Origin of the sequence: Luteimonas granuli (genome assembly GCF_007795095.1) — a bacterium.
GTDB classification, from domain to species: domain Bacteria; phylum Pseudomonadota; class Gammaproteobacteria; order Xanthomonadales; family Xanthomonadaceae; genus Luteimonas; species Luteimonas granuli.
The window spans coordinates 793,544-815,740 of sequence record NZ_CP042218.1; the positions used below are offsets into that span (position 1 = coordinate 793,544).

18 protein-coding genes and 2 pseudogenes are annotated in these 22,197 nt (G+C 67.0%); 6 read left to right on the forward strand and 14 right to left on the reverse strand.

Features of this window, described 5'->3' with window-relative positions; all coding sequences use genetic code 11:
- The gene (locus FPZ22_RS03615) at positions 1-1,833 is read left to right on the forward strand and encodes an ABC transporter ATP-binding protein (protein WP_144893903.1); all 1,833 of its coding nucleotides are present in this window, start codon (positions 1-3) and stop codon (positions 1,831-1,833) included.
- Positions 1,834-1,917: 84 nt separating this feature from the next.
- Here the strand turns inward: FPZ22_RS03615 and FPZ22_RS03620 are convergent, their stop codons facing one another.
- The 5 genes from FPZ22_RS03620 to lexA all read right to left on the reverse strand — a co-directional run bounded on the left by FPZ22_RS03620 (position 1,918) and on the right by lexA (position 9,647).
- The gene (locus tag FPZ22_RS03620) at positions 1,918-3,096 is read right to left on the reverse strand and encodes a COG3904 family protein (RefSeq protein ID WP_210412702.1); all 1,179 of its coding nucleotides are present in this window, start codon (positions 3,094-3,096) and stop codon (positions 1,918-1,920) included.
- An 82-nt stretch (positions 3,097-3,178) separates the two neighbouring features.
- On the reverse strand, positions 3,179-6,784 hold the full coding sequence (locus FPZ22_RS03625; protein ID WP_246120924.1) for an error-prone DNA polymerase: 3,606 nt from the start codon (positions 6,782-6,784) through the stop codon (positions 3,179-3,181).
- Positions 6,785-6,812: 28 nt separating this feature from the next.
- Positions 6,813-8,294, reverse strand: a complete 1,482-nt coding sequence (locus FPZ22_RS03630) for a Y-family DNA polymerase (protein ID WP_144890438.1) — start codon at positions 8,292-8,294, stop codon at positions 6,813-6,815.
- Positions 8,295-8,301: 7 nt separating this feature from the next.
- Complete coding sequence (gene imuA / locus FPZ22_RS03635) at positions 8,302-9,030, reverse strand: translesion DNA synthesis-associated protein ImuA (protein ID WP_168198924.1); 729 nt, start codon at positions 9,028-9,030, stop codon at positions 8,302-8,304.
- A complete protein-coding gene (lexA, locus tag FPZ22_RS03640) occupies positions 9,027-9,647 on the reverse strand; it encodes a transcriptional repressor LexA (protein WP_144890441.1) in 621 nt (206 codons plus the stop codon). The genes imuA and lexA overlap by 4 nt, the downstream gene beginning before the upstream one ends.
- A 190-nt stretch (positions 9,648-9,837) precedes the next feature.
- On the opposite strand from lexA, the gene FPZ22_RS03645 reads away from it, so the two are divergent.
- Positions 9,838-10,077 carry a type II toxin-antitoxin system ParD family antitoxin gene (locus FPZ22_RS03645; protein WP_144890444.1) on the forward strand — a complete coding sequence of 80 codons (240 nt, stop codon included), beginning with the start codon at positions 9,838-9,840 and terminating at the stop codon, positions 10,075-10,077.
- Positions 10,074-10,373: a type II toxin-antitoxin system RelE/ParE family toxin gene (locus tag FPZ22_RS03650; RefSeq protein WP_144890447.1), complete on the forward strand. Its 300-nt coding sequence runs from the start codon at positions 10,074-10,076 to the stop codon at positions 10,371-10,373. Before FPZ22_RS03645 ends, FPZ22_RS03650 begins: the two co-directional genes overlap by 4 nt.
- 10 nt (positions 10,374-10,383) lie before the next feature.
- On the opposite strand, the gene FPZ22_RS03655 is transcribed toward FPZ22_RS03650, so the two are convergent.
- The 6 genes from FPZ22_RS03655 to FPZ22_RS13570 form a co-directional block, all read right to left on the reverse strand.
- Positions 10,384-10,983 (reverse strand): YdeI/OmpD-associated family protein, encoded by a 600-nt coding sequence (locus FPZ22_RS03655; RefSeq protein WP_144890450.1) that lies wholly within the window; start codon positions 10,981-10,983, stop codon positions 10,384-10,386.
- Positions 10,970-11,173 (reverse strand): hypothetical protein, encoded by a 204-nt coding sequence (locus FPZ22_RS03660; RefSeq protein WP_144890453.1) that lies wholly within the window; start codon positions 11,171-11,173, stop codon positions 10,970-10,972. The genes FPZ22_RS03655 and FPZ22_RS03660 overlap by 14 nt, the downstream gene beginning before the upstream one ends.
- A 96-nt stretch (positions 11,174-11,269) precedes the next feature.
- Positions 11,270-11,653: a fluoride efflux transporter CrcB gene (gene crcB / locus FPZ22_RS03665; protein ID WP_144890456.1), complete on the reverse strand. Its 384-nt coding sequence runs from the start codon at positions 11,651-11,653 to the stop codon at positions 11,270-11,272.
- A gap of 1 nt (position 11,654) precedes the next feature.
- Positions 11,655-12,755 (reverse strand): alpha/beta hydrolase, encoded by a 1,101-nt coding sequence (locus FPZ22_RS03670; protein ID WP_144890459.1) that lies wholly within the window; start codon positions 12,753-12,755, stop codon positions 11,655-11,657.
- Positions 12,756-12,764: 9 nt separating this feature from the next.
- Positions 12,765-13,214 carry a carboxymuconolactone decarboxylase family protein gene (locus FPZ22_RS03675; protein WP_246120925.1) on the reverse strand — a complete coding sequence of 150 codons (450 nt, stop codon included), beginning with the start codon at positions 13,212-13,214 and terminating at the stop codon, positions 12,765-12,767.
- A gap of 69 nt (positions 13,215-13,283) precedes the next feature.
- Positions 13,284-13,547, reverse strand: a complete 264-nt coding sequence (locus FPZ22_RS13570; RefSeq protein WP_281287425.1) for a GNAT family N-acetyltransferase — start codon at positions 13,545-13,547, stop codon at positions 13,284-13,286.
- Between FPZ22_RS13570 and FPZ22_RS14220 the strand changes: the two are divergent.
- The 3 genes and pseudogenes from FPZ22_RS14220 to FPZ22_RS03695 all read left to right on the forward strand — a co-directional run.
- Positions 13,539-13,852 (forward strand): annotated as a pseudogene (locus tag FPZ22_RS14220) (DUF1153 domain-containing protein). The gene FPZ22_RS13570 and the pseudogene FPZ22_RS14220 sit on opposite strands and share 9 nt — an antisense overlap.
- Complete coding sequence (locus FPZ22_RS03690) at positions 13,852-14,670, forward strand: IS3 family transposase (protein ID WP_168198922.1); 819 nt, start codon at positions 13,852-13,854, stop codon at positions 14,668-14,670. The pseudogene FPZ22_RS14220 and the gene FPZ22_RS03690 overlap by 1 nt, the downstream one beginning before the upstream one ends.
- A 27-nt stretch (positions 14,671-14,697) precedes the next feature.
- A pseudogene (locus tag FPZ22_RS03695) lies at positions 14,698-14,928 on the forward strand (integrase core domain-containing protein); the annotation flags it as partial.
- Between the two features lie 575 nt (positions 14,929-15,503).
- On the opposite strand, the gene FPZ22_RS03700 reads toward FPZ22_RS03695, so the two are convergent.
- The 3 genes from FPZ22_RS03700 to FPZ22_RS03710 all read right to left on the reverse strand — a co-directional run bounded on the left by FPZ22_RS03700 (position 15,504) and on the right by FPZ22_RS03710 (position 22,150).
- The gene (locus FPZ22_RS03700; RefSeq protein WP_144890465.1) at positions 15,504-16,601 is read right to left on the reverse strand and encodes a RelA/SpoT domain-containing protein; all 1,098 of its coding nucleotides are present in this window, start codon (positions 16,599-16,601) and stop codon (positions 15,504-15,506) included.
- Between the two features lie 72 nt (positions 16,602-16,673).
- Positions 16,674-18,257 carry an AAA family ATPase gene (locus FPZ22_RS03705; RefSeq protein ID WP_144890468.1) on the reverse strand — a complete coding sequence of 528 codons (1,584 nt, stop codon included), beginning with the start codon at positions 18,255-18,257 and terminating at the stop codon, positions 16,674-16,676.
- A gap of 176 nt (positions 18,258-18,433) precedes the next feature.
- Positions 18,434-22,150 (reverse strand): class I SAM-dependent DNA methyltransferase, encoded by a 3,717-nt coding sequence (locus FPZ22_RS03710; protein ID WP_246120926.1) that lies wholly within the window; start codon positions 22,148-22,150, stop codon positions 18,434-18,436.
- Positions 22,151-22,197: the final 47 nt, after the last annotated feature.

Below are 22,197 nucleotides of genomic sequence, written 5' to 3' on the forward strand. Positions count from 1 at the left end.
CTGTTCGGCTGGTTCGAGTCGCGCCTGGAGCCGTTCCCGGACGCGCCGCCGCGTCAGCCGCCGCGCGGCCTGGTGGCCTTCTGCCTGCACTACACCCGCGGCGCCGGCGGCTGGCTTTCGCTCATGGCGCTCACCGGTGCGCTGATCGCGATCGGCGAACTCGGCCTGTACGTCTACCTCGGCGCACTGGTCGACCGGCTGGGCGAGCACACGCCGGCGAGCTTCCTCGAAGCCGAGGGCACCCGCCTGGCCTGGATGGCCCTGCTGGTCGCGGTCGGGCTGCCGCTGCTGGTCTGGCTGGACAACCTGGTCCAGCTGCAGGTGCTGCTGGGCAACTTCCCGATGCGCATCCGCTGGAACGTGCACCGCTACCTGCTGCGGCAGTCGATGGGCTACTTCCAGGACGAGTTCGCCGGGCGCATCGCCACCAAGCTGATGCAGACCTCCCTGGCGGTGCGCGAGACGGTGATCAAGCTGATGGACGTGGGCGTCTACGTCAGCGTCTACGTGGTCGGCGCGATGGTGGCGATGGCGGCGACCGACTGGCGGTTGATGCTGCCCTTCGCCGGCTGGGCGGCGGGCTACGGCGCGCTGATGGTGTATTTCGTGCCGCGCATGGAGCGCGTCTCGCGCGAGCAGGCCGACGCGCGCTCGGACATGACCGGGCGCATCGTCGACAGCTACACCAACATCGCCACGGTGAAGCTGTTCTCGCACTCGCGACGCGAGCAGGCCTATGCCCGCGAGGCGATGGACGGTTTCCTGGGCACCGTCTACCGGCAGATGCGCCTGGCCACCGGCGTCAGCGCCGGCAACTACGCGCTGAACATGGCGCTGGTGTTCGCGGTCTCGGCGATCGGCCTGTGGCTGTGGCGGGGCGATGCGATCAGCGCTGGCGCGGTGGCCGTGGGGGTCGCGCTGGCGCTGCGGCTGGTGGGCATGAGCCAGTGGATCATGTGGGAGCTGTCGGCGCTGTTCGAGAACGTCGGCACGGTGCAGGACGGCATCAACTCCATCTCGCTGCCGCCCACGGTCGACGACGCGCCGGGCGCGCCGGAACTGCGGGTGGTGAAGGGCGACATCCGCTTCGAGGGCGTGGCCTTCCACTACGGCAAGGGCTCGGGCGTGATCGAGCGCCTCGACCTGCACGTGCGCCCGGGCGAGCGCATCGGCGTGATCGGGCGCTCGGGTGCCGGCAAGTCCACCCTGGTCAACCTGCTGCTGCGCTTCCACGACGTCGAAGCCGGCCGGATCCTGGTCGACGGCGTCGATATCGCCAGCGTGCAGCAGGACTCCCTGCGCGCCTGCATCGGCGTGGTGACCCAGGACACCTCGCTGCTGCACCGCTCCGTGCGCGAGAACATCCTCTACGGCCGCCCCGACGCCAGCGAGGAGGAGATGGTCGAGGCCGCGCGCCAGGCCGAGGCCCACGACTTCATCCTCGAACTCTCCGACGCCGCCGGCCGCCGCGGCTACGACGCCCAGGTCGGCGAGCGCGGGGTGAAGCTGTCCGGCGGCCAGCGCCAGCGCATCGCGATCGCCCGCGTGCTGCTGAAGGACGCACCGATCCTGGTGCTGGACGAGGCCACCTCGGCGCTGGACTCCGAGGTCGAGGCCGCGATCCAGGGCAACCTCTACCGGCTGATGGAAGGCAAGACCGTGATCGCCATCGCCCACCGCCTGTCGACGATCGCGGCGATGGACCGGCTGGTGGTGATGGACCAGGGCGCGATCGTCGAACAGGGCACGCACGGGGAGCTTGTGGCCCGCGGCGGCATCTACGCCCAGCTGTGGCGGCACCAGTCCGGCGGCTTCCTCGCCGAGGTGCCGTGATCCGTGATCCGTGATCCGGGATCCGGAACTCGGGATTCGGGATCGCGGCCTCCTGTGGGAGCAGCTACAGCTGCGACCGGCCCATCACTCCGGCGACCCGCCGGTCGCAGCTGTAGCTGCTCCTACGGAGGGTTTTTTACCGATCCCGAGTCCCGATTCCCGGACTCCGGCCCCCGCGCTGTCCGGGCGCTCCTCGGCCGGCGGTTCGTCCGCGGGCGCCCGGCGCTGGAAGAAGGCGCTGCGCACCGCATCGAACTCGCTCATGGGACTGTCGTCCGGGCAGGTTCCGTCCGGGAAACCGTATTCCTCGCGCAGCGCGAGGCCGCAGTCGTTGAGTTCCTCGAGCTCGCGGTCGGGCACCTTGCACTGGCGGTCGAAGCTGCGCTGGAACGCGTCGCGCCGGCGGACGAAGTCCTCGCCGCACTTGCGCATCAGCTGCAGGCGGTCGAGGTCGTCCTGCGCAGGGTTCGTGCCGTCCAGACCGTACTCCAGCAGTTCGTCGGGCGTCAGCAGGCGCAGGTTGCGGTTGGGCACCGCCATCATCATGTCGGCCACCGCGACCGCCACGCCGTTGCGGGCGAGGTATTCCTTCACCCGGCCGTAGACCGCCTGGAGTTCTTCGTTGAGCTGCGCGCGCGAGGTCGCCGTGGAGCTCATGCGGATGATGCGGTGGATGCCCACCGGCCCCGAGATCATGCGCACGTCGCCGGCGCCGAGGATCAGCACGCAGGCGCTGTGGCAGCTCGCGCCCTCCCGCACCCAGATGGTCCAGCCCGAGGCGCCGATGGCGTCGCCGGCGCGGATCGCGTCCTCCACCTGGCCGCCGGTGGAGTCGATGTCGAGCACGCGCTTGCCGATCTCCATCCGGTCGGCGATGGCCGAGACGCGCTCAACCAGTGCGGTGAAGCCGGCGTTGATCTTGCCCTGGTAGCGCAGGCGCACCAGGCCGACCTCCTGGCAGGGCCTGATGGCGTCGGCGACGCTCATGAAGGAGAGGTGGGCCAGCGCTTCGCCGTCGCCCTGGTTGGCGTAGTCGAGTTCGCAGCTGACCATGGCGACGCCATCGGCAAGGGCAGCCTCCGGCCAGTCGGTGCCCTTGCGAACGTCGTAGGGCTTCGGCGCCGGTTCCACCGGAGTACTGATGAACTCGCCCATGCCGTTGGCTTCCGCGACCGCTTCCGCTGCAGCCGGAGCATCCGGCTGCGGCGCCCCGCATCCGGCGAGCAGGGCACACAGGGCGATGGCGCGGAACGGGATCGACATTCGAGGGAGGGCGGCACGGGGATGCTCCAGTCTAGGGCCTGCCCGTGCGCGCGGAAGAACGCGGGATGAACCCGCCTGCGCTTCAGCGGAAATCGCGGGACTCGGCGTGCAGGCCGCCCAGCAGGGACGACAGGTCCTCGAGGTCGCCGGCGATCAGGTGCTCCACGCCATCGACGCGCTCCCAGCGCCCGCGCACCGCCAGCAGGGTCGAGCCCAGGAGCGCCTTGCGCCGGCGCTCGGCCACGCGCGGCCAGACCACCACGTTCACCATGCCCTGCTCGTCCTCCAGGGTGACGAAGATGGTGCCGCTGGCGGTCTGCGGCTTCTGGCGCTGGGTGACGATGCCGGCCACGGCCACGTGGCTGCCATGGCGGCGGCCGTGCAGGTCGCGCGAGGCCAGCAGGCGGCGCGCCTGCAACTGCCCGCGCAGCAGCGCCAGTGGATGCGCGCGCAGGCTCAGGCCCAGCGCGCGGTAGTCGGACAGCACGTCCTCGCCCGTCGTCGGCGCCGGCAGCGCGACGGCCTCTTCGTCCGGGCTGCCGGGCAGCAGGGGCCGCTGGCGCTCGATGCCGGCGACCTGCCAGCGTGCGTCGTGGCGGTGGCCGGCGAGCGATTCGAGCGCGCCGGCCTCGGCCAGCGCCGTCCGCGCCCTGTCATCCAGGCCGGCGCGGCGGCAGAGGTCGGCGACGTCGCGGAAGGGGCGCTGCGCGCGCGCGGCCACGATGGCTTCGCCCACGGCCGGGGAAAGGCCGGCGACCTGACGGAGGCCGAGGCGGATGGCGGCGTGGGAGCCGCCATGGCCGCGATCCGCACGATCACTGTGGGAGCGGCCATAACCGCGATACGCGACTTCCGCGAAACCCCGATCGCGGCTGTAGCCGCTCCTGCAGGGTGGAGGCGGGGCTTCGACCAGGGTGTTGTCCCAGTCGCTGTGGATGACATCCACCGGCAGCACCTCCACGCCCGGGCGCGCGCCCCTGCCACGGCGCGCGTCCTGCACGATCTGGCTGGGCGAATAGAAGCCCATCGGCTGCGAGTTCAGCAGCGCGCAGGCGAACGCCGCCGGCTCGTGCCGCTTCAGCCAGCAGCTGGCGTAGACCAGTCCGGCGAACGAGGCCGCATGGCTCTGCGGGAAGCCGTAGGAACCGAAACCCTTGATCTGCTCGAAGATCTGGTCGATGAACTCCGACGCGTAGCCCTTGCCTTCCATCAGTTCGCGGATCCGCAGCCGGTGCGGCTCCATGTCGCCGCCGTGGCGCCAGGCGGCCATCGAGCGGCGCAGCCCGTCCGCCTCCTCGGGCGAATAGCCGGCATGGATCACCAGTTCCATCACCTGCTCCTGGAACAGCGGCACGCCCAGGGTGGGCCCGAGGATCTCCTCGATCCCCGCGGACGGATAGGCCACCGGCTCCTGGCCCATGCGGCGACGCAGGTAGGGATGCACCATGCCGCCCTGGATCGGCCCCGGGCGCACGATCGCCACTTCCACCACCAGGTCGTAGAAGGTTCGCGGCTTCAGCCGCGGCAGCATGGTCATCTGCGCCCGCGACTCGATCTGGAACACGCCGACGGTGTCGGCGAGCTGGATCATGGCGTAGGTGTCCGGGTCCTCCTTGGGGATCGTCGCCAGCTCCAGGTCGCGGCCGCGGTGCCGGCGCACCAGGTCCAGCGCCTTGCGGATGCAGGTCAGCATGCCCAGCGCCAGGCAGTCGACCTTGAGCAGGCCCAGCGACTCGAGGTCGTCCTTCTCCCACTGGATCACGGTGCGGTCGGCCATGGCCGCGTTCTCCACCGGCACCAAGTTCCACAGCGGCGCGTCCGAGATCACGAAGCCGCCGACGTGCTGCGACAGGTGCCGCGGCTTGCCGCGCAGCATCGCGGTCACGGCGAGGATGCGGGCGATCAGTGGATTGTCGATGTCGAAGCCGGCGTCGGCCAGGCGCCGCTCCATCGGCGTCTCGCCGTTGCCCCAGCCGAAGCAGCCGGCCAGCAGCGTGACCTGGTCGGGCGGCAGCCCGAAGGCCCTGGCGACGTCGCGCACCGCGCTTTTTCCGCGATAGCGGATCACGGTGGCGGCCAGGGCGGCACGCTCGCGGCCGTACTTGGCGTAGACGTACTGCATCACCTCCTCGCGCCGCTCGTGCTCGAAGTCGACGTCGATGTCGGGCGGCTCGTTGCGCTCCTTCGACAGGAAGCGCGCCATCAGCAGCCGGCTCTCGGCGGGGTCGACCGAGGTGATGCCGAGCGCGAAGCACACCGCCGAGTTCGCGGCCGAACCCCGGCCCTGGCAGAGGATGTTCCGGCCGCGGGCGAAGCGGACGATGTCCTCGACGGTGAGGAAGAAGGCCTCGTACTCCAGGTCCGCGATCAGCGCGAGCTCTTCCTCGATCTGTGCGGCGACCCTGGGCGGCACGCCATCCGGCCAGCGCCTGCGCATGCCGGCCACGGTGAGGCTGCGCAGATGGCTGGCGGGGGTTTCGCCCGGCGGCACCAGTTCGGCCGGATAGCTGTACTTCACCTCGGCCATGGAGAAGCGGCAGCGGCGCGCGAGCGCGGCGGCGTTGTCCAGCAGCGCGCGCGGATGGATGTTGCCCAGGGTGTAGCGGTGGCGCAGGTGGCGTTCGCCGTTGCGGAACAGGTGCGCGCCGGCCCCGGCCAGCGGCAGGCCGTGGCGGATGGCCACCATCGTGTCCTGCAGCACGCGCTGGCGGCGGGTGGCCATGTGCACGTCCCCGGCGGCGACCGGCGTGAGATCGAGGCGCTCGGCAAGCGCGAGCAGCCGGGCCAGGCGGGCGGCATCGTCGTCCTCGCGGTGCAGCTCGACGGCGAGGTGGGCGCGGTCGGCGAAGACGCCCCTCAGCCAGGCGCCCTCCTCCGGATCCGGCTCGCGGCCCGGGAGCCACAGTGCGAACAGCCCATCGCCCGCACCTGCAGGAGCGGCTACAGCCGCGAATGCAGGGTCCGCAGCCATTCCATGGCACGAACCTGTAGGAGCGGCTATAGCCGCGAATGCCGGATCCGCAGCCATTCCATGGCGGTTTTCGCGGCTGTAGCCGCTCCTGCAGGGAACATCCAGTTGGGCTTCGACGTCGGCGCGCGACAGGCGGTACTCCCCTTTCGGCGCGGCCCGGCGCGCGGTGGTGATCAGCCGGCACAGCCGCGCGTAGCCGACGGCATCCTCGACCAGCAGCACCAGGCGCAGGCCGTCGTCGAGCTCGAACTCGGCGCCGACCACCAGCTTCACGCCGGTGATCTTCGACGCCTCGTGCGCCCGCACGATACCCGACAGCGAACACTCGTCGGTGATCGCCAGCGCCTCGTAGCCGCACTGCGCGGCGCGGGCGAACAGCTCCTCCGCGCTGGCCGCGCCGCGAAGGAAGCTGAAGTCGGAGAGACAATGGAGTTCCGCGTACGCCGGCAGCCCAGCGCCCACCTTCCCTGCCCCCGTGGGAGCGGCTATAGCCGCGATGGCCCTGCATTCCGGATCGCGGCTGTAGCCGCTCCCACAGGAGGTGCTCCCACAGCAGCTGTTCCCGGGGGAGGAATCGTTCGCCGCCTCCAGCCGCATCGGCAGCTGCATCTGCCGCTGCATCTGCCGCTGCATGCGAACGATGCGCGGCGGACGCGCGCCCGGCGTGTCCGGCACCACGCCCGGCGGCAGGTCGTCGTGGTCGCCGTCGCGGCTCATGGCAGCTCGCCGTACTGGTCGTCGCGGCTCATGCGAACCACCCGTGCAGCATCCAGCCTTCGCGCTCGCCCGGCGGCGCGAAGGCCCAGGCGCGCTGCCCGCGCGAGGTTTCCAGTACGTAGTAGTCGCGACGCGCGTCGTCGCCGTCCCACCAGCCGCTTTCCAGGCGCTCGGGTCCGGAGACGATGCGCAGCCGCGGGTCGCGCAGCGGCACCGGACGCGGCAGCAGCCAGGCCGGGCGCGGCGGACGCCGCGGCGCGGGCGCGAGACAGGCCGCATCGCCGTCCTCGCCCGCGTCCGCGCGCCGCCAGGCGCGCTCGGGACGCGGGTCGCCAGAGGGCGCGACCCGGTGCACGGCCTCGTCGCCCAGGCGCGCGCGCAGGCGCTCGCGCAGCTGTGGCCAGGGCACCGCCTGCGCCGGCCGCGTGTCGAACAGATCGCGTTCGGCGGGGACGAAGGGCGGCAGCTCGCGCGCCAGCAGGCGCAGGCCGATCACCGGGGCCGGCAGCGCCACCTGCTCCAGGCGGTTGCGGGTGAGTTCGAACAGCAGCCCGGCGTCGCGCTCGGCGGCGAGCAGCCCGACCGGCACTTCGGTGAAGCGCACGGCGTCGTGCTGCACCTGGTCGGCCTCGTGCGAGGGCAGCGCGTGGCGCGCCTCGTGCTCCAGGCGGAGCGTGAAGCGCTGCACGCCGCCGTCGCGCGCGGAGAGGTAGGTGGCGAGATCGACGATGAGCCGGCGCAGCGGGAACAGCAGCGCCTGGTGGCTCTCGACTTCGAAGCCGAGATCGATGCGGCCGTCGAAATGATCGGGCGGCGCGTAGAGCGCGAGCGGATCGTCGGCGTCGCCGTGCAGTCGGTCGAGGTGCTCGAGCAGTTCCACGCCGAAGCGCCGGCGCAGGCCGTCGCGCGGCAGCATGCGCAGGTCGCCGAGCGTGTGCACGCCCATGCGCTGCAGGCGCTCGCCGGCATTGCCCGGCAGCGCCGCGCGGCGCACCGGCACCCGCGCCAGCGCCTCGCGCATCGCGCCTTCGCCGGTCACCGCGAAACCGTCGCGCAGCCCCGCGAACACCCGCGCCGCGCGCGGCGTCGGCGCCAGCGCGATGCGGTGGCTGAAGCCGAGACCCTCGAGTTCTTCGCGCAGCCGCGCCTCGAAGCGCGGCCACGGGCCGAACAGCCGGAAGCTGGCGCGCACCTCGAGCACGATCGCGCCCGGCCACCGGGCGCTGACCTGCGAGCTGTGGCGGTAGGCCCAGGCGGCGAGGAAGCGCTGCCAGCGCGCCTCCGAGGCCGGATCGTATTCGACCATCGCGACGTCGGACAGCAGCGCATGCGCCGCCGACAGCCGCATGCCCGGTTTCAACCCGGCTTCGGCGGCGGCGGCATTGACCGCGTGCAAATGGCGCAGCTGCGCAGGCCCGGACACCAGCGCCAGCGGCCGCGACGGATCCGGCACGCGGCGGAGGACGGCGTCCAGCGCCAGCCGCGGCAACGCAATGCAGGCCCAGAGCATGGTGGCCTCAGGAAAAAGGAACTGTAGGAGCGGCTATAGCCGCGATTGCGCCGCGGGTCGGGATCGCGGCTATAGCCGCTCCTACAGGGCGATGGGGCACGAAGGATTGCGACGGCGGATTGGCGCCGCGGCACTTGCGGATGTGCCAGCCGCCCTCGCCCGCCGCCGAATACTCCATCCGCAGCGCCGCCGGCGAGGGGTTGGCCGCGTGCTTCGCATCGCGGAAGGCGAAGCCCAGGCTGTCGCCGCTGTCGGCCGCCACCTGCAGCCGCCGCAGCGCCTGCGCATCGGCCTGCAGCGGCCAGCCCAGCACCGCCGCGCAGGCCGCGCTGCGCAGGCACTGCTCGAAGGCCCACAGCGCGCCGCGCGCATCGGCCTCGATGACTTCGAGGTGACGCAGGTCCACGCCCGCCGCCTGCCACGCTGGCGCATACGGCAGGTACGGCGGCGCGACCAGCGCGACGATGCCGCCGGCCTGCGTCAGCCGCGCCAGCGTCGGCAGCAGCAGCGACAGCTCGCCCACGCCATCGGCCGGCAGCAGCAGTTCGGTCAGCGCTGCGCGCGGCCAGCCACCCTGGGGCAGCAGCGCGTCCAGCGCCGCGTATCCGGTGGGCTCGCCATCGGGCCGGACCACCGGCGCACGCCCGGCGCGCCACACCGTGCGCGCCGACAGCATGGCGTCGAGCCCGGGCAGCGCCGCGATGGGCGGCATCGCGATGGCAGGCAGCGCGTTCATTCCGCGCGCACCAGCCCGCAGTAGATGCCTTCGATGGCGAAGTCGCTGCCCGGCGGCACCTCGATCGGCGCGTAGTCGGGATTGCGCGGCAGCAGGCGCAGCCGCGAACGCGTGCGCTCCAGGCGCTTGATGGTGATCTCGCCGTCGATGCGCGCCACCACCACCTGGCCGTTGCGCGCGTCGCTGGCGCGCTGCACCGCCACCAGGTCGCCGTCGAAGATGCCGTCGTCGCGCATCGAATCGCCCTTCACCCGCAGCAGGTAGTCGGGCCTGCTGGAGAACAGCGCGCGGTCGAACAGCAGGTGGCGCTCGATGCCGGCGTCGGCGCCGATCGGCGCGCCCGCGGCCACCCGGCCGAGCACCGGGAGTTCGAGGCGGTCGTCGCGGACTTTCAGCCGCGTGCCACCGATCACCCGGATTCCGCGGGCCTCGTTGGGCCGCACCTCCAGGTAGCCCGCCTGCTGCAGCCGGCGCACGTGCTTGTGCGCCGCGCAGGCCTGGCGGAAGCCGAAGGCGTCGGCGATCTGCTGCAGCGTGGGCGGCGCGCCCTCGGCCCCGGCATGGGCCTGGATGAAGCCGAGCACGTCGCGCTGTCGGGGAGTGAGGTCGTCGGTCATGGGTAAAAATCTATTTACCTTTGCGGGCAAGGGCAAGCCCGGCTGTCGGATGGATTCCGGCACCGGGCGGTCTCAGGGAGTGAGAGGGGTTTCAGATCAACAGCTTGGCGGGCGATCGATCGGACCTGAACGGGGCGGATTGACAGCCGCCACCTCCACTACCAATATCTGGTACACGCAGGAGACAGCCATGGCCAAGAACACGAGCGTCAGCCTGGGTGACCATTTCGAGGAATTCATCGGCAGCCAGATCGACAGTGGCCGATACGGGTCGGCGAGTGAAGTCGTCCGAGCCGGGCTGCGCCTGCTCGAAACCGCCGAAAACAGGCTGGAAGTGCTTCGCCAGGCGCTACGCGAGGGTGAGCGCAGCGGGCGTGCCGACTACAGCTACGAGTCGCTGGTTTCCGAACTGGACGCCGAGCGGCCGTGAGCTCTTTTGGCCTCACCAGGGCCGCCCGAGCTGATCTCAAGTCGATTGCGCGCCTCACGGAAGCCCGGTGGGGCGTACGACAGCGCAATGCGTATCTGAAGGAAGTCGACCGGATCTTTCATGCACTGGCCAGGAATCCCGCGATGGGGCGTGCATGCGACGACATTCTGCAAGGCTACCGAAGACTCCCACACGGGGCGCACGTCATCTACTACAGGCAGATCGCTGGGCAAGAAGTCATGATCGTCCGCATCCTGCACGGTGCGATGGACGCAGAGGCGTATCTGGACACCTGAGGGCTGCCGTTCAACATTTCGCGTACTTCCAGTTCCGCGTCCTCCCCTCCGCGATCCATTCCACCGCCTGCGCCACGCGCCGGGCGCGCGTGTCCGCGCCCTTGGCGCCCATGATCCAGTCGGCGTACTCGCGCTGCTTGCCGGGGGTGAACGCATCCCAGTGGCCGCGCGCCGCCTTGTTGCCGCGCATCGCGGCCGCCAGGTCGTCAGGCAGCGACGGCGGCGGCTTGGGCGCGCGCGCGGTCGCGGTGGTGGTGCCGGCCTCCACCAGCGCCATCGCGGCGCGGATGTGGGCGGTGGTCTCGCGCTTCGCGGGGAGATCCTTCAAGGACGTGATGCGCCCGTACTGGCCCATGCCCTCCTGCACCGCGGCGTCCTCGCCCACGATCTGCTTCCCGTGCCACAGGTTGAAGGCCGCGTGCTGCTTGAAGCCCGCCATCACGCCGAGCAGCTTGTCCCGATACGTGAACGCCGGCGCGCCCCACTTGATGGTCTCCACGGCCTCCGGGCAGGCCGCACGCACCCGGCGGCGCAGCTCCTCCAGGATCGGCCGGGCGAAGTCCGCCTGGCGGGCGATGTAGGCATCGATGCGCGGGTCATGGCGGGTCATGGTGATCTCCGGATGGCGGGCTGGCCTTGTCCCGCAGCGCCAGCTGCTCCGGCCGGAGCGCACCGCTGCTGTAGGCCAGCTGGATCATCTCTTCGAAAAAGTCCACCTTCGCCGCCGTGCTCAGCGCCACCCACTGTTGAAGCTGGAGGCGCTCGAGCGCGGCGAAGTCCAGGGGCTCGTCAGCGGTCATGCCGATCGGCCCCGGCGTCGTTGTGCGCAATGAAGGTCTGGCGGACGTTGAAGGCATGCCGCACTATAAGTGAGCTGCTCGACGACGGCGCCGGCGTCACCTGGATCCCAGCCCCACCAGCTTCAGCCCCAGCCACACCGCGGCGATGCCCAGCACCACGCTGCCGCCCGCGTACAGCGCGGCGGTCGCGAGCTCGCCGCGGCGGAGCAGGTACACCGCCTCCAGGCCGAAGGCCGAGAACGTGGTGAAGCCGCCGAGCAGCCCGGTGAACAGGAACAGCCGCGCGTCGGGACCGAAGGCCTGGTGGCGCTCGGCCAGGCCTGCCAGCACGCCCACCACCAGGCAGCCGAGCACGTTCACCGCGAAGGTGCTGAAGGGGAAGCGCTCCTGCACGGTCAGGTGCAGCACCAGCCCGCCGAGCTTGTAGCGTGCGACCGCCCCGAGGAAACCGCCGAGGCCGACCAGCAGGACCGGATGCATGTCAGGGCTCCACCGCCAGCGGCCGCACGTGTTCCAGCAAGGCCAGCAGCGTCCGCCCCGGCTCCTCCCACGGGATCATGTGCGCGGAGTGCTCGAACCACACCGCGCGCCTGTAGGGCGCCCGCACCTGCTCCAGCCACTCCACGGTCGGCGCCGAGGGCGTGGTGTAGTCGTGGCGGCCGAGGAACATCACCACCGGGATCGGGAACTCGCGCACGCCGCTGAAATCCACCTGCAGGAACTCGTCGAGCACGTGCTCGAGGGTGAACACATTGCCCGCGAAGAAGGCGCGGCGGTCCTCGCAGTCGTAGGCCGGCGACAGCAGCGAGGCTCCGTAGTAGTAGTCCTGCTCCGCGTCGCGGTACGCATTGAGGCCGCCGTAGTGCTGCGGCCACTTGCGCGCGATGATGATGCGCTCGCGGGTGATCGGCGCATCGCCCGGATACGGTGCGATCGACTCCAGCTCGGCGACGGCGGCGGCATTGCCCTCCACGCGCGCGCGTTCCAGCCCGTACTCGAAGCTCAGCCGTTCGTTGCGCCGGGTGTCGATGACCTGGCCGATGCCGACGTAGGCGTGGAACAGGTCCGGGCGCCGCAGCGCCGCGTGCATCGCCACCACCGTGCCCCAGCTGTGGCCTGCCAGCACCAGCTTGTCCTTGCCGTAGCGCGCGCGCAGGTGTTCGGCCACCTCGATGGCATCGTCGACGAAACGGCCGATCGCCATGTCGCCGGCGACCGCGTCCGGATCGTTCGCGCGATGGGTCTTGCCGGCGCCGCGCTGGTCGTAATGGGCGATGGTGAAGAACTCCTCCACCGGCCGCTGCCACTGCCACGCGCTGGGCATCGCCGGCGACGACGGCCCGCCGTGCACGAACAGGATCATCGGGTTCGCACGGTCCTTGCCGCGCACCTGCATCCACTGGTCGATGCCGCCGATGCGCTCGGCGTAGGTGTCCTGGACGCCGGCGGGGGTGACGATGCGCTGCAGGTCGGCGACCACGGCGCGGGCCTTGTCGAAGGATTCGCCCGAGGGACAGGCCGGCTGGCCGTGGGCGAGCAGGGGCAACGCGAGGAGCAGCAGGGCGGCGAGGAGGCGCGTCATGGCCAGCGCCTACGGCTCGACCGTGCGGCCGGCGATCGCGATGCGGTTCCAGGCGTTGATGACCACGGCCAGCCATTCGACCGCGGCGATCTCCTCGCCAGACAGCACCGCCACCGCCTGCGCGTAGACCGCGTCCGGCACCTGGTCCGCGGCAACCAGGGTGATCGCCTCCACCAGGGCCAGCGCGGCGCGCTCGCGGGCGTCGAAGCAGCCCGCCTCCTCCCAGGCCGCGACCAGCGCCAGGCGGTCGGCGGATTCGCCACAGGCCAGCGCGTCGCGCGCGTGCATGCGCACGCAGTACGCGCACTTGTTGATCTGCGAAGCGCGCAGCCGCAGCAGGTGCGCGAAGCCGTCGGCGAGGCCGGCCGCCGCCACCGCCGCCGACATGCGCTGTTCCAGCTCGAGCATCGCCGGGAACAGGCCGGGCGGGGAACTGCCGAGATTGATGCGTTGGCTCACGTCAGGGCTCCTGGTGCGGGGATGGCCGGAAAGGATCGGCGGATTGTAGGTGCCGCCCGGGCCTGCCGCTCACGCCGCGCCGGATCGCGATGCCACCCAGGCCATGTGCAGGGTTCCATCGATCACCGCCTCCTCCGCGAACCCCAGGCGCGCGTAGAGCGCACGCGCCGGGTTCTCCGCGTAGACGCGCAGCTGCAGCCGCGGATGGCCGCGCTGCCGCGCGATCGCCCGCGCCTGCCGCACGGCCCAAGCGCCGATGCCTTGGCGCTGGTGTAATGACCCAGTGATTTCCTGCTCAGGTGCTACCTTTTCACGGAGAGCACGATGAGCCAAGTGATGGAAGAAGAGATCAAGCGTTGGACGGCACGGCGGAAGTCGGCGCTGGTTCTGGAGATCATCCAGGGCAAGACGACAGTGGCCGAGGCCAGCCGGCAGTTCGACCTGACGCCGTCCGAGATCGAGAGCTGGGTCGAGGACGGCAAGCGGGGGATGGAGAACGCCCTGCGGGCGAAGCCCGAGGACGTACGCGAACAGTACGAGCGTCAGCTCAAGGACCTCCAGGAAGCCTACGGCGAAGCCATGCTGGAGCTGCGCGCCCGAAAAAATTGGCGTCCCTGTTGGGCAAGGACGAGACCTGATGGTCTCGATCCAGCAGGGACTGCGGGACGATGGGTTCGAGGTCTCGATGGTGAAGCTGTGCCGGTGGTTCGGCGTGGCGCGGCGGACCGTGTACTACCAGCCGACCAAGGCGCCGCCCAAGGTCCGGCCGGAGCTGGCGGAGCCGATCAAGGCACTGATCGAGGCCGAGCCGTCGTTCGGCTACCGGACAGTGGCGGGGCTCCTGGACATGAACAAGAACACGGTACAGCGGATCTTCCAGCTGATGGGCTGGCAGGTCCGCAAACGGTCTGTTGGCTGTCGCCCCCGGATCCAGGCGTTGCCGTCGGTGGCGCAAGCGCCCGACGAACGTTGGGCGACCGACCTGTGCCGGATCTGGGGTGGCAGCGACAACTGGTTGACCTTGGCCCTGGTGATCGACTGCTATACCCGGCAGCTGCTCGGCTGGCATCTCTCGCGCAGCGGCAAGGCCAGCACCGCGGCCGCGGCACTGGAGCAGGCGCTGATCACCCGCTTCGGGACCCTCGGGCGGGTGCAGAGTCCCTTCCTGCTGCGCTCGGACAACGGCCTGGTGTTCACCAGCCGCGACTACACGCGGCTCGTGCGCAGCTACGGCCTGCGGCAGGAGTTCATCACCCCGCACTGCCCGCAGCAGAACGGCATGGTGGAGCGCGTCATCCGGACGCTGAAGGAGCAGTGCGCGCACCGCCACCGTTTCGAGAGCCAGCAGCACGCCAGCCGCGTCATTGGCGACTGGATCCAGTTCTACAACCACCGGCGCCCGCACCAGGCGCTGGGCATGAAGACCCCCGCCGAGGCTTATGCTTTAGCGGCCTGACCTGTGCAGAAACCGCTGGGTCATTACACCCGGCCCTACACGCCGCGCACCAACGGCAAGGCCGAACGCCTGGTCCAGACCGCTTTGCGCGAATGGGCCTATGCCCGTTCCTACGACAGCTCGGAGCAGCGCCGGCACGCTCTTCCTCGCTGGCTGCACCAGTACAACTGGCACCGGCCGCATGCCAGCCTGGGATACCAACCCCCAATCAGCCGTCTCCAGCTTCCACTGAACAACGTCCTGGGTTTACACAGCTAGTCGCCCAGGTCGATTGTTACGGCTAACACCAGAATTAATCCGTGCCGCGAAGCGGCGCCGGCTTGAATGAATTGTTAGCCGGAGCTGATTAGATTTTCCGCGCCCACGGGCTCTTAACTACGCAGCTCCCTTTGTGACTCTTCTTGACGCCAGCGATATCCGTTTCCTCACTAAAGGTGAGGTCAACACGATCGATTGTTCGCGCGACCGATGTGAACCTGGAGTTGCTACCCCACGTTATCGTCTCAGGTCCGAACACAGCCTTCTCAACATTTGTCGCGTTCGCGTCCTTAACGTAGAAGGTGACAGTGCTGCTCGCTTCGTCCAAGGTGAAGTCAAAGACACGACCAGGATTGCCATCGCTACCTGGGACATCGCATGTAAGGTAAGTAACGTCAGCCGCTGACGCAGAACCTGATAGAAGCATGGTCAAGAAAATCGATGCCGCGATTTGATTCTTCACTTGTCTCTTCTCCCCAAGCACAGTGTTTGAGCTTAATGTGCGATTAGGCGCGCGGTGCTGCGCCTAACGCCAGAATTAAGCCATGCCGCGCAGCAGCAACGGCTTGAATGAATCAGGGGGCCCGCCGATACTTGCGCACGAAACTCTCCACGTTATTCAAGAAATGCTCAGTATCTAGGTAATAGTTGGGATAGGAGTCCCGTAGCGACTTGAAGGACTCCGCTCCCACCAAGACCGCTTGGGCGCCTGTGTAGTTCGCGAGGTCAGGAAAAAGTGGCAGTTGCGGTTCGTCTGGCTGCAAAGGTAACAGCCGTTCATATCGCTCGTACTCGCGGTACGCATCCTCGGCGTTTCGCTTTGCAAAGTAGAATATTTGCAACTCTGGCTGGGCAGGAAGAAGAATCAAGAGAAAATAGCCGTCCTTTCGGAGCGCCGTATTTTCTGTCGCCCGAAGCGCGTCTCGGTACGAGTTTAGCTTCTTGGCAACTTGGAGTTTCTTGTCCAATGCAGCAAGATTTCGAGCGATCGTGCCGAGTGACTGTGGAATAATTGTAGTAAAGATTGGCTTCTCTACGTATTCAAGCGCAAGCGACGCGTTCTGAAAGTATGAGAGCCAAGCATCTTCTCCCTCGCTTGACTTCAACGCCTGCCCAAGAACGGCGCCGACAGTTTCGACCGCGGTTGCCCAAGCGTGCTGCGTGAGAGTGCGAGCCTGAACTTCTAGCAAAAGATTATCGTACTGCGGATACTTCTTGCTCTTGTACTTCAGAACCAGATGCAGACTGCGGTAGCCTGACTGCTTAGGTGCGCGAATGTAATCATCAATGTGGACTACCTCGTACTGCCCTTTATTGTCGAGGTAAGACTCTTTTAACCGATAAACGGACTCAATAGAGCTAAATACTGCGCGGCAGCCGCCTATATCTTGCATTTGAGTCAAGCGCATGCTCTGTTCCCGAACGAGCTTTCCCAAAATGGAACGCGCGCGCTTCAATCGCTGCACTACGAGTGCATCGTTCTGAATTCGCCGAGCTTTTTGCTTAAGCACAACAGTTATAGAGTTGAGCGGGAACGTATGGAACGACCGCCAGTTGTTGATGATAGCGAGGGAATCCTCGGGCACTTCACTGCTTTCAGCTGCAGCGACAAGCTCGCGACCCGCTTTGTCCACGCGGCTGCGGCTGTTCTTTTTGCTTGCATGCAAAGTCATCCGCGCCCCCCCCCTAACACCTGAGTTAAGCCGCGCCGCGAAGCGGCGTCGGCTTGGACGAATTGTTATGCGTCATTCGCGGTTGAACACCGACTGCTCAAGCTCAGAAAACACTTGCGTATCGGGAGTAATGTGCACGGCAAGCTTCAGCTTAAAAACCTCCGCGTTGATGCTCGTGCTTATGCCGCAAGCCGCCTTGATTCGTCCAATCTCATCCTTGACATTCTGATTGACGATATCCGTCACAAACGAATCATAAGCACGTTCATCAAACTCAGTTCCGGTAGCGGCGCAGTACTTTGCGAGTACTTCCTTGTCGAACAAGTAGTTCTCGATCTCAAAGCGGTTCAGGACACGATGATTGGGAGGATTGTTCTGTAGGTATATCTCCCGATCGCGCATGGTGGCGCGGGCTCCCGAGGCTACATCGCGATCTTTAAGTACCAGGATCGATAGATCTGTAAAAACCTTTCCAAGAATGCGAATAGCTATGTCGCTACGCTGGTCAAGTTCAGTGTTACCGCCACTCGATATGAACAACGTGTCGGGCCGCGCAGAGGAAAAGACGGTGTTGTAGACCCGCGCATCCAAACCGCGCTCATTGCCAGATGCTCCCGGAAGATCTCGTCCCTCGCAGTAGACGATAACTCGGGGGCTCACCAACCCCGTCAGGTCTTCCAGTGCAGTAGAAAATATTCGTTGCCAGTTCGTTCTGTTAGGAGCGATCGGCATAATGACATGCGAGCCGGAGAAATACTCCTTCTCCGAAAAGTCCAAAATCTGTGACTTATGAGCGAGCTCTTCTTGCATTGCCCGCAGGAACCCGATGCTGTGGGTCGCAACCCAAAGCTGGCAGTTTTCCGGTATCAGCTTTTCAATCTCTACCAGTAGCTTGCGTTGTATTGCTGTATTCAGATGAAGCTCTGGCTCGTCAATACAGAAGACAGACTCGTCATACTCAGGGATCTTCACGAGAAGGTCGACAATGATATCAATCACCTCTTTCTCGCCAGATGAAAGATTCGCGTAGGGGAAGTTGTGCGAATTTCCCTTCTTGAAGTAGAGCTGCCCCCTTCCGTTCAAGATATCGCCTAGATCGGAGATCTCTACATCGATGATCTTGTTGAGAATGGCATTGATCTTTCCGATCAATTGGTCCTTCACCTCGCTTCCAGCTTTTTCGCCCCTGAAAAATTCGGAATACGCGGTGCCGAGTAGGCGCTTGTAATTGCTTTCAAGTCTCGTATCTAGGGCAATCGTGCTGATAGGTTCATCTCGATGCTCGAGGATGCCTGGAACTTGTGCAATGTGATCAACCTTGATCTTGGATGTGAATCGATAGGCTGTTCGAATGTAGAAGCTCTTGATGCCGAAAGCGTTGGTAGTGGTTTCGATCTGAACCGCTTGATGTTGGTTGTATGGGGTGTTTCGCAGACTCTCATCAATTGAGAATTTACTTTTTGAGAAATAATCGTGATCCTCATTCCCCCGGCTTCGATAGTTCTTCATCTGAATCTCGAAGGCATCGAACACGGAGCTCTTTCCGCAACCGTTCGGCCCTACCAGAGCAACAAGCTTGCGCGGATCATCCCCAAGATCAATTGTCAGGTCGTCGAAACGCTTGAATTGCGTGAGTTTTATCTTTCGGACGCGCATATTTTTCCTTGACGCATAACGTTGACTATGCTGCAGTTGCGAGCGGTAAAGGTCGCACTACAGTTCATGGATGAGACGGTATGCAATACCGCCCCGGACATTGCGGTATGTCGCGGTGAACATGGGTCGCCATAAGCGCAGCGACCGCATGACCCGGTGAGCAAGGAATTGCGCAATCAACCTGCGACATAGCCACCCTCCTGCTCCTGCGCTCTCCCCAACGCCACGAGCATCTCCACCAGCTTGGGCAGCCGCTTCTTCCACGGCCCGCGCGCAGTAAACCTTGTGGCGATCTCATCGATTGAGAGCGGCACCGGACTCGCAGCAAGGAGGTCGGCAACGGCCCGCACCTGGTCCACGGTGTCCTTCGGCCATGGCAGGGGTTTGACCGCCAGGGGGACCGACGATTCATCGATCTTCTCTGCTGCTTCCCCAGCATCGTCACTTGTGAACCGGGCTTGCTCTGGCGCCTTCTCGCGCGCCACTTCGGGATTCTGGAACTCCGGGCGAAGCCAGCGGATGTGCCCGCGGGCTTCCTCCGCGGCGCGCTCGGCGTTGAGGGCAACCAGGCGTTCGAGGACGGCTTCTTCGAAGGCGCGCTTGGCTTCTTCGCGCGTGGACGCGGGGCCACCATCGAGAGGGCGCTCGGTCGGCCGCAGGTCGCGTTCGGCTTCAGCGAACTGCTGCAGCGTGTCGGGCGACTCGTTGCCGTGGGCGACGCGCAGCAGCGGAATCAGGTCGCCCCAGTTGTAGGCGTAGAGTACGGCCTCATCGAGCTCGTCGTGTAGCTGGCGCAGCACGGAGACCAGGCCCTGCTCGCGGATGGTGCGCTCCTTGGCGGTCAGCACCTCGCCGCTGCGCAGCTTGTCGAGCACGTTGTACATGCCGGTCAGGGTCAGGCCGGGATGGGCGGACTGCTGGCGCTTGCGGTGGGCGTCGAGCTCCTCTGCGAGCTTGCAGATCCGATCGGAAGGGTATTCGCCGAACGTTCTTACCTCGCCTGTGGTGCCGTCGGCGTTGACAAGGGAGACCCCGACCGGCCCACCGAACTTGTCGGCGGCGTTGAGGTTGGGAAAAGGGAAAGTTTCGAAGCAGCGAGATTTGTTGTAACGAGGGTCATTTCCGACGCCCAAACGCCCGCCGGTGGCAAGCGCCCACACAACGTGAAGCACGCTCGACAGAACACCGAGAGTCTCTCCTCTCGGATCGGCAATGGTTACAAGCGAGCTATCGGGTGTCTTATCGATAGGCAGAAAGCTGAAGAAGCGATGCTTCGACGTTTCCAGCGTCGCGATGTAGCGCGACAGTTCTTCAGTCGCCGCTCGGAATTGCTGACGAGGATGCCCGATCACCCACCATCGATCTCGGAAAAGCGCATTGCGATTCTGGTCCCGCTCCGGCTTCGCACGTTCCAGCAGATGCTGATAAGCGGCTGGGTATCGCGCTCGCACTTCCTCGGCCTCCAAACCGTAGAAGTCGATGACGAAAATTTCTCGTGGCGTCTGTGAGAGATCGCGACCATTGATGTATGGACGAACATGCGCTTCCAAACCCGGAATCGAGAATAGCCCCAGACCGACCGCGGACTGGCGATCTATTTGAAAGGCGGCGCCAATAGTCTTCATGCCGACTGAACTCAGTTCGGCATTGGCACGCAGTGCACGGGCTTGAGTCACATCGACGCCGACTGTGAGGTCGGCATTGATTCGTCCCGTCCGCGTCGACATGGCTGCGACGAGGTCATCGCTTCCACTGCTTGCCTCGCCGTGCTCCTCGACTACCGCTCCAACTCTACCCGTTCTGCGACCACCCTCACCCACCGTCATTGCGATACGCACCGCAGCACCGTCTGCGGTGTCTACCCAAGGATGGTCAGGTATCGCAGCAACCAACGAGAGCGGCGGCTCGCCTTTAAGATGCGGCTCGACCGCGCGGCGGACATACGCTTGCCGCAAGCTGTTGGTCGTGATAAAGCCAAAGCGTTGGATAGCACCCTTCCGGGCAAGTAGAGCTGCGTGATGCCACCAACGCATCACGAAGTCGGTTGCCTGGGGCACTTCTGGCCATGCTTCTTGCAACGCATCGACATAGCCGTCCCCAAGCAGCTCACGCATGCGCTTGGAACCGATAAACGGCGGATTCCCCACCACGAAATCCGCCTCCGGCCACGCCGCCTTCCGCGGATTCCGATACCGCTCCACCGGCTTCCGCGCCGCCTCGTCCGGCACCTGCTCCCCGGTCACCGGCGACACCTTCATCGTCTCCCCGTCCCACCGCGTCACCGGCACGCCGCGTTCGTCGGTCACGAACTCCACGCCGTCATGCGCCAGCACCGCATCCCGGTTCTCGATGTTCCGGAAATCCCGGATCACCGGCTGCGGCGGGTGCACGTCGCCGCGCGTCCGGTAGTGCCACTGCAGGTAGCCGATCCACAGCACCACTTCGGCGATCGCGGCGGCGCGGGGGTTGAGCTCGATGCCCAGCAGGTTGTGCGGGTCCACGGTCTCGCCGGCGGCGGCGTCCGCGCGTTCGCCGCCCAGGGCCAGGCCGGTCTGGCGGTCGCCGAGTTCGTCCAGCGCGTTGAGCACCTCGCCTTCCAGGCGCTTCAGGTGCTCCAGCGTCACGTACAGGAAGTTGCCCGAGCCGCAGGCGGGGTCGAGCACGCGCACGGTGCACAGGCGGTGGTGGAAGCGCTTGAGCTCGGCGATCGCCTCGTCCGCCTTGCCTTCGTCGGCCAGGGTGCCGGCGGCGGCCTGGGCGTCGCTCCATTCGCGCCGCAGCGGTTCGATCACGGTCGGCAGCACCAGGCGCTCGACGTAGGCGCGCGGGGTGTAGTGGGCGCCGAGCTTGTGGCGGTCCTTGGGGCTCAGCGCGCGCTCCAGCAGGGTGCCGAAGATCGCCGGCTCCACGTGCTTCCAGTCGGCGCGGGCGGCGTCGAGCAGCAGGGCGATCTGGGCCGCGTCCAGCGGCAGCGTGTCGGGCTGCTTGAACAGCTTGCCGTTGAAGCGCAGCACGTTGCCGGCCAGCACGGCGGAGAAGCCGCCGGCGTCCATGTCGCGCCAGAGCTGGGCGAGCATGCGCATGGCGACGTCGGGCTGTTCGCCATGGCGGGCCAGCAGGTCGCGGAAGCTGTGGGCCGGCAGCAGCTTCACGTCCTCGGCGAACATGGTGAACAGGCAGCGCATCAGGAACTGGGCCACCGCTTCGGCATCGAAGCCGCCCTGCTCCAGGCTGCGCGCCAGCGTCGCCAGGCGGTCGGCGATCTGGCGGGTGACGCGGGCGGATTCGCGGCTGGGGTCCAGGCCCAGCGGATCGGTCCAGACGCGGCGCAGGCGCTCGCGCAGCTCCGGGCGGCGCAGGTCGGCCAGGGCGATGCGGTGGCTGCGCGGGTCCGGGAACGGGACGTAGGTGCCGCCGGAGCGGCTGAACTCGGAATACAGCTCGATGCGCTGGCCCACGTCCACCACCACCACGAACGGCGGCCGGCCCTCGTCGGCGGGCAGCGCCCGGGCATAGGCCTCGGCCTGGCTGCGGGCGCGCAGCAGGGCGTCGTCGAAACCCTTGGTATGCGCGCCCAGACGCACCTTCTTCGACTCGAGCACGAAGGCGCCGCGGCGGTACAGGTCGATGCGCCCGGCGCTGCGGCCGCCGTCGCCGTGGCGGAAGGTGATCGGGCGCTCGAACATGTAGTCCTGTTCGGGCGTGGGGTGCGGGACCTCCACGTCGAGCAGGCGGCAGAGGTCGATCAGGAAGCTCTGCGAGGTCGAGAGCTCGGAGGCGGTGACGCCCTCCCAGCGCGCGATGAAGGCGTCGGTGGCGGCATCGCTGGCGGCGTCAGCGTCCGTGACGGTGGCGGCCGCGACGGCGGCCCGTGTCTGTGCTGCGTCCTGCACGCGCCCCCCTTCCCTGCGCGTCCTGCGGACGTGCAAGCATACCCGCC